This is a genomic window from Neisseria sp. HMSC074B07 (genome assembly GCF_001810355.1).
Lineage (GTDB): Bacteria > Pseudomonadota > Gammaproteobacteria > Burkholderiales > Neisseriaceae > Neisseria.
Genome location: NZ_KV800912.1, coordinates 55,093 through 67,129 on the forward strand (window position 1 = coordinate 55,093; position 12,037 = coordinate 67,129).

At 48.2% G+C, this 12,037-nt stretch carries 12 protein-coding genes; 2 read left to right on the forward strand and 10 right to left on the reverse strand.

Going from position 1 to position 12,037, the window contains the following annotated elements; genetic code table 11:
* Positions 1 to 31: 31 nt before the first annotated feature.
* From HMPREF2726_RS03220 to cmk, 10 genes are all read right to left on the reverse strand, one after another.
* Positions 32 to 337 carry a hypothetical protein gene (locus tag HMPREF2726_RS03220; protein ID WP_070602134.1) on the reverse strand — a complete coding sequence of 102 codons (306 nt, stop codon included), beginning with the start codon at positions 335 to 337 and terminating at the stop codon, positions 32 to 34.
* 161 nt (positions 338 to 498) lie between these two features.
* Positions 499 to 1,764 carry a flavodoxin-dependent (E)-4-hydroxy-3-methylbut-2-enyl-diphosphate synthase gene (gene ispG / locus HMPREF2726_RS03225; protein ID WP_070602135.1) on the reverse strand — a complete coding sequence of 422 codons (1,266 nt, stop codon included), beginning with the start codon at positions 1,762 to 1,764 and terminating at the stop codon, positions 499 to 501.
* A 2-nt stretch (positions 1,765 to 1,766) separates the two neighbouring features.
* Entirely contained in the window at positions 1,767 to 2,639 is an 873-nt protein-coding gene (locus tag HMPREF2726_RS03230) for a helix-turn-helix domain-containing protein (protein WP_070602136.1), read from the reverse strand.
* 4 nt (positions 2,640 to 2,643) lie between these two features.
* The gene (pilW, locus tag HMPREF2726_RS03235) at positions 2,644 to 3,399 is read right to left on the reverse strand and encodes a type IV pilus biogenesis/stability protein PilW (protein WP_003759214.1); all 756 of its coding nucleotides are present in this window, start codon (positions 3,397 to 3,399) and stop codon (positions 2,644 to 2,646) included.
* A 2-nt stretch (positions 3,400 to 3,401) separates the two neighbouring features.
* Complete coding sequence (rlmN, locus tag HMPREF2726_RS03240; protein ID WP_049223036.1) at positions 3,402 to 4,496, reverse strand: dual-specificity RNA methyltransferase RlmN; 1,095 nt, start codon at positions 4,494 to 4,496, stop codon at positions 3,402 to 3,404.
* A 260-nt stretch (positions 4,497 to 4,756) separates the two neighbouring features.
* A complete protein-coding gene (gene ndk / locus HMPREF2726_RS03245; RefSeq protein WP_070602138.1) occupies positions 4,757 to 5,182 on the reverse strand; it encodes a nucleoside-diphosphate kinase in 426 nt (141 codons plus the stop codon).
* A 118-nt stretch (positions 5,183 to 5,300) separates the two neighbouring features.
* Entirely contained in the window at positions 5,301 to 6,437 is a 1,137-nt protein-coding gene (gene zapE, locus HMPREF2726_RS03250) for a cell division protein ZapE (protein ID WP_019271001.1), read from the reverse strand.
* Positions 6,438 to 6,777: 340 nt separating this feature from the next.
* Positions 6,778 to 7,092: an integration host factor subunit beta gene (locus tag HMPREF2726_RS03255; RefSeq protein WP_003744632.1), complete on the reverse strand. Its 315-nt coding sequence runs from the start codon at positions 7,090 to 7,092 to the stop codon at positions 6,778 to 6,780.
* A gap of 10 nt (positions 7,093 to 7,102) precedes the next feature.
* Positions 7,103 to 8,788, reverse strand: a complete 1,686-nt coding sequence (gene rpsA / locus HMPREF2726_RS03260) for a 30S ribosomal protein S1 (RefSeq protein ID WP_003759201.1) — start codon at positions 8,786 to 8,788, stop codon at positions 7,103 to 7,105.
* A gap of 155 nt (positions 8,789 to 8,943) precedes the next feature.
* Entirely contained in the window at positions 8,944 to 9,603 is a 660-nt protein-coding gene (cmk, locus tag HMPREF2726_RS03265) for a (d)CMP kinase (RefSeq protein WP_070602140.1), read from the reverse strand.
* A 439-nt stretch (positions 9,604 to 10,042) separates the two neighbouring features.
* On the opposite strand from cmk, the gene HMPREF2726_RS03270 reads away from it, so the two are divergent.
* Positions 10,043 to 11,257, forward strand: a complete 1,215-nt coding sequence (locus tag HMPREF2726_RS03270; protein WP_070602142.1) for a uracil-xanthine permease family protein — start codon at positions 10,043 to 10,045, stop codon at positions 11,255 to 11,257.
* Positions 11,258 to 11,598: 341 nt separating this feature from the next.
* On the forward strand, positions 11,599 to 12,037 hold a 439-nt coding region (locus HMPREF2726_RS03275), incomplete at its 3' end, for a hypothetical protein (protein WP_070602144.1).

Here is a 12,037-nt window from a genome sequence, read left to right on the forward strand (position 1 = left end):
CGCCGTACTGGTTTAAAGTTAATCCACTATATCATAAGGTTTTCATATTAAAAGATATTACTTGTGATACCAAATCGTTGTTATCAAAAAATACAATTATCCGATTGTTATCATAATCTCCATCAGTATCCGGCAACCAGCATACGGAAATATGTGAATTCTGATAATTTGAGTCGTAATAATCAGAATCAAAAAAATATTTAATTTCAACCCATTTTCCGCTAGGAAATTCAAATAATCTTTTTAAATAATCGTTCTTTTTTTCTAAAACAAAATCATCTAATAACAAATCTAATTCGACTGCTGATTTAAGCTCTTCATCTGGGAAAGGTTCCATGATGTCTCCTTATTGAACAAATGATTTAAGATGAACAATCGCTTCTAATTTTACCTGACCAATCTTACCCGCATTGATAGCTGCCGGTAAGTTTTACAGTGTGGTTACATCATTAAGGTCGTCTGAAAAATGTTTTTCAGACGACCTTTTATCTATGTTTATCAAGCAGACTGTATCGGGATGATACGGTTTTGATTGCGTTTTGCACCGCCTTCGCAATAATTGATTTTGACGTATTCTTCGACAATCTCTAAGAATTCGGCTGCGATGTTGTCGCCTTTTAAAGTCACTTTGCGTTCTCCGTCAACATAAACCGGGGCAACAGGGGTTTCGCCAGTTCCGGGCAGGCTGATGCCGATGTCTGCCAGTTTGCTTTCGCCCGGTCCGTTAACGACGCAGCCCATGACGGCAACGTTTAAAGATTCTACACCGGGGTAAAGGGTGCGCCATACGGTCATTTTTTGGCGAAGGTAATTTTGTACGTCTTGGGCAAGCTCTTGGAAGACTGTGCTGGTGGTGCGTCCGCAGCCCGGGCAGGCGGTAACCATGGGGGTAAACGAGCGCAGTCCCATGGTTTGTAGAATTTCCTGACCGACGATGACTTCCTGCGTGCGCGAGCTGCCGGGTTCGGGGGTCAGGGAAATGCGGATAGTGTCGCCGATGCCTTCTTGAAGCAGTACGGCCAAGGCGGCAGTCGAAGCGACAATGCCTTTGCTGCCCATGCCTGCTTCCGTCAAGCCTAAGTGGAGCGGATATTGGCAGCGGCTGCCCAGTTCGCGGTAAACCTGAATCAAATCTTGAACGGAGCTGACCTTGCACGACAAGATGATTTTGTTTTCAGGCAAACCTAATCGGACGGCTTTTTCAGCAGATTCCAACGCCGAAATAATCAAGGCTTCTTTCATGATTTCTTCGGGAGGTTTGGGCGATGAGGACGCCAGATTGGCATCCATCATGCGCTTGGCGAGGCTTTGGTCAAGCGAACCCCAGTTGACGCCGATACGGACGGCTTTGTCGTTTTCGGCGGCAGTCCGAATCATATAGGCAAATTTTTCATCGCCTTTTGCGCCTTTGCCGACATTGCCGGGGTTGATGCGGTATTTGGACAAGGCTTTGCCGCACTCGGGAAATTCCGCCAACAGACGTTCGCCATTGAAATGGAAGTCGCCAATCAGCGGGGTGGTGTAACCCATGTCGTCCAAACGTTGGCGGATTTCGGCAACTTTGGAGGCGGCTTCTGGGCTGTTGACGGTAATGCGCACCATTTCTGAGCCTGCATCGCTCAATTCTTTGACTTGCAGGGCGGTTGCTTTAGCATCTGCGGTGTCGGTATTGGTCATCGATTGCACGACAACGGGAGCATCTGAACCGACGATGAGATGATCGATTTGTACTTGATGGGTTTGACGGCGTTTGGGTGTGTTCATCTTTATTTTTTTCCTGCTACAAAGGAAGCTGATTTTTCACCGGCAACCCGGTATTCTGCCAGATTGATGGTTGTCCCGCCGTAATTGGCTTGTGCGCCTGTGGCAATACCGATCCAGACATTGTAGGGCGCACCGCCTTTAAAACGCCTTTCGCTTCCTGCGGGAATGATCCGGCTGAAAATCATGGTACCTTTCTTGTCGGTGATAATCAGATTGCTTCGGTATTGGACTTTAATCCAAAGCTCGTCTGAATCGACTTTGACTTCAGGTTCGGATGCCGCTGCTTCGGATGCGGCGACACTTGAAGCTGCTTTTTCGGCATTGGATATTTCTTGTTTGCCGTTTTCTGCCATATTGGAAACGGCAACATTTTCTTTTTTCAAATCCGGCGTCTGCATACTGTTGCGTACTGCATCGCTGTTTTGCGCGACTTGTTGTTCGTTTTCATGATTGGACTTGCTTTGCCAAACATAAATACCGCCGCCAAGCAGGATGAGCGCCGCCATGCCCAAAACCCATTTGGGAAAACCGACTTTTTCACCATCTTGGTAGTTCAAGCCGGCATTTTGTTTGCGATCAACCAGATAGACATGGTCTTCTTCCGGCGCGGAAATGGCTTTCAGACGACCTGTAATGGTTGTTTCATCGATTTTCAACAGACGGGCATAAGAACGCAGATAGCCCATAACGAAGACCAATCCTGAAAAGAAAGAATAGTCTCCTTTTTCGAGCGCTTCAATTTGTTCAGCAGACAGTTTCAACCGTCGTGCTACTTCATCAATATCCCAACCTGATTTGTGTCTGAGTTGTCCCAGCTCATCACCCAATGATTTGGCAGCTTGAATGTCGTATTCGTTTTTCTTTTGATTTTCCATGTGGTTACTTACCTGTGGTTACTGCCTGTAATTGTTCCGAGTAGGGGAAGTTTGCCCTTAACTGGGCTTCGTATTCGTAGGCTGCCTGGCTATTGCCCAAAGCAGTCGCCAATTTCCAACCCAGCAGCAAATCATCTGCCTGCAAGACATCGACTTTGCTTTGGTATTGGCGGAAATAATAGTCCGCTTCGTTTAAATTGCCTGCCAGCATTTTGGTTCTTGCCAATTCTTTAAACGCAGGCGGGAATTGAGGTTGCGCAGCCAAAGAGCGTTCAAGATAAGCTTCTGCCAGCGAATATTGGCCCATCTTCGCGCTGCAAATGCCCTTGTTGAGGTTGGCGATAAACGGAGAAGGATAAGTCGGATCGGCCAGGGCTTTGTCAAAATAACTGATGGACTGGGCGGGATTATTCATCTCGCTACACAAGAACCAGCCGTAGTTATTGTTGATTTCCGCATTGTCAGGTTTCAAAGATAGGGCTTTTTGGAAGCTTTCCTGCGCCTTTTCGCGCACTTTGAGATATTGATAGATTTGCGCGCGAACCAGCCATGCATCTTCATTGCTGCTGTCTGCTTTCAATGCCTCTTCAATGCTTACCGTTGCTTGACGGTAATCGCCCCCGCGCATGTATTCGATAGCCAACTGGGTTTTGATATTGGCGACCTGTGTCGCACGTTCCGCTCTGCTTGGACCTTTCGGGCCGGCGCATGCGCCCAAAACTAAAGTTAAAATAATGGGTTGCCAAATGTTCAGTTTCATAATCAGCTCTGTTGTTCAACCAAAATCTGCTGCCATTTTTGTTGGCGGCGTGTTTTATCTTGTACTTGTCCTGCCAATTGACCGCAAGCTGCGTCAATATCGTCGCCACGCGTTTTGCGGACGGTTACCACGAATCCTGCCTGCTGCAAAATATCGCGGAAAACGCGGATATTTTCATTGGTAGATCGTTCGTAGCCGGAATTGGGGAAAGGATTGAACGGGATCAGATTGAATTTGCACGGTACGTCTTTTACCAGCTCAATCAGTTCGCGCGCATGTTGCGCTTTATCATTGATTCCGTCCAACATAACGTATTCAAAAGTAATGAAATCTCTTGGTGCTTTGACCAAATAACGTTGGCATGCCGCCATCAACTCTTTCAACGGATATTTTTTATTCAGCGGAACGATTTGATCGCGCACTTCGTCGTTGGAAGCATGAAGGGATACTGCTAGCGCAACCGGCATCGCATCGCGCAGCCTGTCCATTTGCGGCACCATGCCTGATGTGGAAACGGTAACGCGGCGGCGGCTTAGGCCGTAGCCATGATCGTCCAGCATGATGCTCAGCGCAGTAACGACATTATCAAAGTTCGCCATCGGCTCGCCCATGCCCATCATGACTACATTGGAAATCACGCGTTCGTTTTTCGGCGTAACGCCCATTGCTTTATTTGCCCACCACAGTTGCCCAATGATTTCGGCAGCGGTCAGATTACGGTTGAAACCTTGGCGGCCGGTAGAACAGAAGGTGCATTCCAATGCGCAGCCGACTTGAGAGGAAATACATAACGTACCGCGTTCTGCTTCGGGAATAAACACCGTTTCCACGCCGTTGCCCGTTCCTACATCCAACAGCCATTTGCGCGTCCCATCGGCGGATTCTTGCGCCATCATCAGTTTGGGTACATCCACGCTTGCCTGTTCGTTGAGTTTCAGGCGCAGGGATTTTGCCAAATCGGTCATTTCATCGAAACTTTGCGCACCGGCTTGGTGGATCCAGCGCATGACTTGTTTGGCGCGGAACGGTTTTTCACCCATCTCGGCAAAATGATGGGTCAGTCCGTTTAAATCGTAATTCAGCAGATTGGTTTTCATGTGGTTTATTTCTTGGTAAAGCTTTTAATAAAGGCTGTCGTGATAAATCTTGCAAATCCGGCAGATTAGGACGTTGTATAGTGGGTTTGAACATGTCCTGAATCTTGTTGAGTAAACAGCTTTTATTTCCAAGCTCCTTCTATCATATTTTCAGACGACCCCCATTTGAGAAAGGTCGTCTGAAAACAAATTGAGACAAACAATATCGACAAAACCGTCCAAACGCCCGAACCGGTCAGACGTTCGAACGGTATCTATCGTTAACGCGGGCAGATTTCGCTTTGGCTGAAGAAGTAGGCAATCTCGATTGCTGCATTTTCCAGGCTGTCAGAGCCATGTACGGCGTTTACGCTGAGTGATTCGGCAAAATCCGCACGTATCGTACCGGGAGCGGCTTCCGCAGGGTTGGTTGCGCCCATCAGCTCACGGTTTTTTGCAACGGCATTTTCACCTTCCAACACCTGAATCATGACAGGACCGCTGGTCATAAAGGCAACCAAGCTGTCGTAAAAAGGACGCTCTTTATGGACAGCATAAAACTCTTGGGCTTCGCGCACACTGAGGTGCTTCATTTTGGCGGCGACAATACGCAGTCCGTTTTCTTCAAAACGGCTGTAAATTTTGCCGATTACATTTTTACCTACAGCATCGGGTTTAACGATGGAGATCGTGCGCTCAACAGCCATATTATGTCCTTGTTTTTATTGCATTGTACAATAGTCTGAGGTTGGGGAAAATGAACTGCTATTTTATCAAATTTCAGTATACTTTGGGAAAAGCCGCTCTTTTTTCTTCTCCTGAATCTTATTTTTTCAACGTCAGATGCGGTTGCTCCAAATAAACTTCCGATTGCATTTCCACCATACGGCTGGCAGTACGGGTAAATTCTTCGGCGAAATCGCCTTCGACATAAATATCGTTTACGCCTACCGCGCTGGTGGCACAGAGTTTTACTCGGAAATCGTACAATACGTCAATCAGCCAAGTAAGGCGGCGCGCTTCGGCTTTTTCCTGCGGCGTCAGGCGTTCCAATCCTGATACGAACACCATTTCATAATGTTCGGCCAAATAGAGGTAATCCGCTTGCGAACGCGGACCAAAGCATAAAGCGCGGAAATCGAACCAAATGGCACGGTCGGATTGGGCTTTGTGCGGAATTTCACGTCCGTGTATTACGCTGACACCGGGATTCAGTTCGGAAATTCCCGCCATTTCTTTAAACAAATCAGCCAATTTCTGCTCGTTTTCTTCATTGTTGGGAACGAAGAAAATCTCGGCAGGACGTAAAGTGCGCAGGCGGTAGTCTTCTCCCCCATCAACATTTAAGACGGTCAGGCTGGATTCAATCAGCGCAATGGTCGGCAGAAAACTGCTTCTGTTTTGACCTTGGGGATAAAGCTCGGACGGGGCATAGTTGGAAGTTGCCACCAAAACCACACCTTCGCTCAACAAGTTTTCCAGCAGGCGACCCAGAATCATCGCATCTGCAATATCACTGACGTGAAATTCGTCAAAACACAATACGCGGGTCTCTTTGGCAATCTCGGCAGCAACTGCTTTTAAAGGGTTGGCTTCGCTTTTCAAGTCTTTCAAACGCTTATGGATTTCCGCCATAAAAGCATGAAAGTGGACACGGCGTTTGCGGCGGTATGGCAAACAGCCGAAAAAAGCATCCATCAAGAAACTTTTACCACGACCCACGCCGCCATAAAAATACAGACCTTTCGGTACTTGGGGAGAGCGCAGGCTGCGCCCTAGGAAACGATTGCGTTTGCGTTTGAACATCATCAGTTCCGTCCACAAACGATCCAAATATTCAATCGCCCGCGCCTGTGCTTCATCGCGGATGAAATTCGGTTGTTCAGCTGCCGCCTGATACCAAGTCAGCGGGCTGTGGTTTTCAAACGGAGGGGCGACAAACAGTTGACCTCTATCACTCATATCTGACCTTTATTATGTTTTTGGGTTTGACAATTATAGTGGATTAACTTTAAACCAGTACGGCGTTGCCTCGCCTTGGCTCAAAGAGACATTCTCTAAGGTGCTGAAGCAGGTTCCGTACTATCTGTACTGTCTGCGGCTTCGTCGCCTTGTCCTGATTTAGTTAAGCCACTATAGTGTTTTATCAACGAGCAATCATTAAAAGAAACGTATTATAGATGATTTCAGACGACCCTATGAATTTTCCATTACAAATTCCACCCAAATTACGAAAACAATAGAAAACCATATTTTCAGACAACAAAAACGCCGCATTTCTGCGGCGTTCGTTTACTCAGGTTTAGTTGGCATTTTCTTGTAAGGCCAAGTCCACACGTTCACGCAATTCCTTACCGGGCTTGAAGTGAGGGACGTGTTTTTCAGGCACTTCCACACGTTCGCCGGTTTTGGGGTTGCGGCCGATACGGGCCGGGCGATGGTTCAAATCGAAGCTGCCGAAGCCACGGATTTCAATACGCTGACCGCGAGCCAGCGAGCGGGTCATGGTATCAACCAAAACCTTTACGCTGTATTCGACGTCTTTTGCCAGCAATTGGTTACCGTTTTTCTCGGCAAAAACTTCTGCCAAACGAACCATTAATTCAGACTTCGTCATGTCTGCAACCTTATTCTTGGTCGCCGGACAGTTTGGCTTTCAGCAAGTCGCCGAGGCTGGTAGTACCTGCGCTGGCGGTTGCAGCAGCGTTGACTGAATTCAGGGCTTCGCGGTTTTCTTTAGCGTCTTTGGCTTTAACAGACAGGCGGATGCTGCGGTTTTTGCGGTCGACGGTTACGATAACGGCTTCAACCTCGTCACCTTCTTTCAGTTTGGTGGTCAGGTCTTCAACGCGGTCGGCTGCGAATTCGGAAGCAGGCAGGTATCCTTCCACTTCGTCAGACAGGGCAACAACGGCACCTTTGGCGTCAACAGATTTCACAGAACCTTTAACCAAAGAACCTTTGTCGTTTACGCTGATGAAGTTACCGAAAGGATCGCCTTCCAGCTGTTTGATGCCCAAAGAGATGCGCTCTTTGTCAACGTCGATTGCCAATACAACGGCTTCAACTTCTTCGCCTTTTTTGTATTTGCGTACAGCTTCTTCGCCGGCTTCAGTCCAAGACAGGTCAGACAGGTGAACCAGACCGTCGATACCGCCAGGCAGACCTACGAATACGCCGAAGTCAGTGATGGATTTAACCGCACCGGAGATTTTGTCGCCTTTGTTGTGGTTGGCGGCAAATTCTTCCCAAGGATTGGCTTGACATTGTTTCATGCCCAAAGAGATACGGCGGCGGTCTTCGTCGATTTCCAGAATCATGACTTCGACTTCGTCGCCCAATTGTACGACTTTGCTTGGGTGTACGTTTTTGTTGGTCCAGTCCATTTCGGAAACGTGTACCAAACCTTCGATACCTTGTTCGATTTCAACGAACGCACCGTAGTCGGTCAGGTTGGATACTTTACCGAACAGGCGGGTACCTTGTGGGTAACGACGGGTCAGACCGCTCCAAGGATCTTCGCCCAGTTGTTTCATACCCAGAGAAACGCGTTGTTTGTCTTGGTCGAATTTCAGGACTTTGGCTTCAACTTCTTGACCGACTTCCAGAACTTCGCTCGGGTGTTTCACACGGCGCCATGCCAGGTCGGTGATGTGCAACAGTCCGTCAATGCCGCCCAAGTCAACGAATGCACCGTAGTCGGTGATATTTTTAACGATACCTTTGATGATAGAGCCTTCTTGCAGGTTTTCCAGCAGGGCTTTGCGCTCTTCACCCAAAGTAGCTTCCAGAACAGCGCGGCGGGAAACTACGACGTTGTTGCGTTTTTTGTCCAGTTTGATGACTTTGAATTCGATTTCTTTGCCTTCAAAGTGGGAAGTGTCTTTAACGGGACGTACGTCAACCAAAGAACCCGGCAGGAATGCGCGGATGCTGTTGATCATAACGGTCAGGCCGCCTTTGACTTTGCCATTGATAACGCCGGACAGGATGTCGCCGTTTTCCATCGCTTCTTCCAAAGCGATCCAGTCGGCAGCACGTTTGGCTTTTTCGCGGGACAGTTTGGTTTCACCGAAGCCGTTTTCAACGGATTCGATGGTAACGGTAACGAAATCGCCAACTTTAACTTCAATCTCGCCCTGAGCGTTTTTGAATTCAGCAACGTCAATCAGAGATTCTGATTTCAGACCTGCATTAACGGTAACGAAGTTTTGATCGATTGCCACGACTTCGGCAGTAATCACCTCACCCGGGTTCATTTCTTGCAGGGTAAAGCTTTCTTCAAGCAACTGGGCAAAATTTTCCATAGTCATATATACTCTTTTCGGTACACCGCCAAGGGGTGCGGGGTAGGTTGGAGGATGCCTGCCGCCCTTGGCACGGCAGGCTTTGAAAATAAATATTTCAGACGACCTTCGGATGCTCCAAAGGTCGTCTGAAACAAAACGCAGGGATTATACCCTAAATTTCAAACTTTACGATACCAATCAAGCACTTTTTTTACAGCTTCTTCGATACTCAGCCCGCCCGTATCCAAAAGCTCCGCATCGGGAAGCTGCTTTAAGGGCGCGACACTGCGGCGGCGGTCCGCTTCGTCGCGTGCTTCGATGTCCGACAAAATCCGTTCAAATTCCAAGCCTTCGCATGGAATGCCGATTTGTTTGGCGCGGCGTTCCGCCCGTATTTTCGCACCTGCGGTCAGGAAAACCTTTAATGCCGCATCGGGGAATACAACCGAACCCATATCGCGCCCGTCGGCAACTAAACCTTTTCCCGTCAGAAAATCACGCTGCCGCTGCAAAAGCGCGGCACGCACTTTCGGCAACTGCGCCACTGCAGAAGCGCCCATGCCGATGGCTTCGCTGCGGATTTGTCCCGAAACGTCTTCATCATCCAAAAAGACCTGAGTGCCTTCAAAGCGGGCGGGCAGATTTTCTGCCAGCGCGGCAACCGCCTCTTCATCGTTCCATTCCACATCCCGTTTCTTCGCATACAGCGCGGTCAGGCGGTATAACGCGCCGGAGTCCAGATAATCGAACCCCAAAGCCTGAGCGACGCGGGAAGCGACTGTGCCTTTCCCCGATGCACTGGGTCCGTCTATGGCGATGACTTTTTGTTTGGTATTCATATTTTGGCTTTCTGAAATAATGTAGGAGGTCGTCTGAAAGGACGTATCAGGCAGGCATTATATAGATATAGTGGATTAAAATAAAAATGAGACAAGGCGGCAACGCCCGCCGTGTACGGGTAGTACATAAGGGCGTTGGCAACGCCGTATCATTGCAATTTTAATCCACTATAATTGTTTAATAATGAGAACCAAGGTCGTCTGAAAAAGCGTTTCAGACGACCTCGGGTGTCAATTGTAGCTTGGATATAAACCTGACTTTATTTGTATTGTTTTCATTTGGGTAATTCAGATGAAGATTTGGCAGGTTAGGAGTAGGGCGGTTCAGTTTTGTTTTCAGGGGCTTGGTATTTTAATGGGTTGTTTGTAAATTAATGTTCATTTATGGGGTGAAACTGTATAATTCCCGCCGTTTGAATTGATTTGACGAGGCTTTTTGATGAACCAGCTTAAATTGGCGGTTTCCGGCGCGCAGATTTTGTTTGTGGCGTTCGGTGCGATGGTGCTTGTTCCGCTATTGACCGGACTGAATCCTTCTTTGGCACTTTTGGGGGCGGGTATCGGTACGCTGCTCTTTCAAATAGTCACCAAACGTAAAGTGCCGATTTTCCTCGGCTCTTCTTTTGCCTTTATTGCGCCGATTATCTACTCCATTAAAACATGGGGCCTGCCCTCGACCATGTTCGGGCTGTTTGCGGCGGGTTTTATGTATTTTGTGTTTGCCGCGCTGATTAAATGGCGCGGGCTGGCTACGGTCAACCGGCTGCTGCCGCCTGTGGTTATCGGGCCTGTGATTATGGTCATCGGCTTGTCTGTCGCCGCAGCCGCAAGTGAAATGGCAATGGGCAAATCCGGCGGAAAGCAAGTAATAGACTATGCGGATGCGCTGATTTTGTCGGGCTTTACGTTTGCCGTTACGGTGGTTGTGTCGGTTTTCGGCACCCGTATGATGAAACTGGTTCCGATTTTAATCGGCGTGGCTGCGGGCTATATTTTGGCTTTGGTGATGGGCTTGGTAGACACCGCCGCCATCGCGGCTGCGCCGTGGTTTGCCGTACCGCATTTTGAAACGCCGCAAGTCAACTGGCAGGCAGCGCTGTTTATGCTGCCCGTCGCCATCGCGCCCGCTATCGAACACATCGGCGGCATCATGGCCATCGGCAATGTAACGGGCCACAACTACACCAAAGACCCGGGCTTGGATAAAACGCTGGCGGGCGATGGCTTGGGCGTATGCGTGGCGGGTTTGATCGGTGGTCCGCCGGTAACGACTTATGGCGAGGTAACGGGCGCGGTGATGATTACGAAAAACAGCAATCCGGTCATTATGACTTGGGCGGCGATTTTCGCTATCGCTATGGCGTTTTTCGGCAAATTCAATGCTTTCCTCGCTTCCATCCCTCTGCCCATAATGGGTGGTATCATGCTGCTTTTGTTCGGCACGATTGCTTCTTTGGGCATTAAAACGCTGGTAGATGCAAAAGTGGATTTGATGCAGCCGAAAAATCTGGTGATTGTTAGCTCGGTTCTGACGGTTGGCGTCGGAGGCATGGCGGTTCATGTCGGTACGTTGAGTTTTGCCGGCGTCGGTTTGTGCGCCATTTTGGCAATCGTATTGAACTTCTTGCTACCGGATTCGAAGACGGAAAGTTGATTTGGCATTGCCATCGATAAGATAAAAAGGTCGTCTGAAATGGGGAATGCCTTGATTTCAGACGACCTTTTTTAGCAAAAAGATTTGATGTTGGAAAAATATAGTGGATTAACTTTAAACCAGTACGGCGTTGCCTCGCCTTGGCTCAAAGAGACATTCTCTAAGGTGCTGAAGCACCAAGTGAATCGGTTTCTGTACTGTCTGTACTGTCTTGCGGTTTCATCGCCTTGTCCTGATTTAAAGTTAATCCACTATAGTAATAGGTCGTCTGAAACGATATCCTTGCCATATAAATATATTGATATGTTAATATCCTATTTTTATTAAATAGGAAAGTAACCATGTTGCACAAAATCGGGATCATGAGCGCGTTGATTTTGGGTCTTGCCATGCCGGCCGCTGCCGAATGTTTGATTCAAAAAGATAGCATCGCAGGAATTAAATTAGGGCAGAACTTAAAGCAGGTAAAACATAAATTCCCGAAGGCGAAAATGGAGAGAGAAAGCGATCCCGAAGGTGTGGCGTATGTTGCCATTACACTGTCTAAAGACGTCATGGTTATCACCCATCAAGATGGAGACGACGATCCTGATGCGCCTATAAAACTCCATAAAAAAATTGATTCTTTGGAGACCTACTCTCCCGCCTGTCACACGGCTTCGGGGGTACATCCGGGCATGAAGATCAAAGATGCAGAAGCCAAGCTGGGTAAAGTCAAAAAAATCATAATGTCGGCAATCGAATCTCGTGAATACGCAATATTTACCCGCCACCCGCAAC

Bases quoted from the DNA above. Each gene is read 5' to 3' on its own strand.
- HMPREF2726_RS03220 (WP_070602134.1), bottom strand. From the start codon at position 337: ATGGAACCTTTCCCAGATGAAGAGCTTAAATCAGCAGTCGAATTAGAT.
- ispG (WP_070602135.1), bottom strand. From the start codon at position 1,764: ATGAACACACCCAAACGCCGTCAAACCCATCAAGTACAAATCGATCAT.
- HMPREF2726_RS03230 (WP_070602136.1), bottom strand. From the start codon at position 2,639: ATGGAAAATCAAAAGAAAAACGAATACGACATTCAAGCTGCCAAATCA.
- pilW (WP_003759214.1), bottom strand. From the start codon at position 3,399: ATGAAACTGAACATTTGGCAACCCATTATTTTAACTTTAGTTTTGGGC.
- rlmN (WP_049223036.1), bottom strand. From the start codon at position 4,496: ATGAAAACCAATCTGCTGAATTACGATTTAAACGGACTGACCCATCAT.
- ndk (WP_070602138.1), bottom strand. From the start codon at position 5,182: ATGGCTGTTGAGCGCACGATCTCCATCGTTAAACCCGATGCTGTAGGT.
- zapE (WP_019271001.1), bottom strand. From the start codon at position 6,437: ATGAGTGATAGAGGTCAACTGTTTGTCGCCCCTCCGTTTGAAAACCAC.
- HMPREF2726_RS03255 (WP_003744632.1), bottom strand. From the start codon at position 7,092: ATGACGAAGTCTGAATTAATGGTTCGTTTGGCAGAAGTTTTTGCCGAG.
- rpsA (WP_003759201.1), bottom strand. From the start codon at position 8,788: ATGACTATGGAAAATTTTGCCCAGTTGCTTGAAGAAAGCTTTACCCTG.
- cmk (WP_070602140.1), bottom strand. From the start codon at position 9,603: ATGAATACCAAACAAAAAGTCATCGCCATAGACGGACCCAGTGCATCG.
- HMPREF2726_RS03270 (WP_070602142.1), top strand. From the start codon at position 10,043: ATGAACCAGCTTAAATTGGCGGTTTCCGGCGCGCAGATTTTGTTTGTG.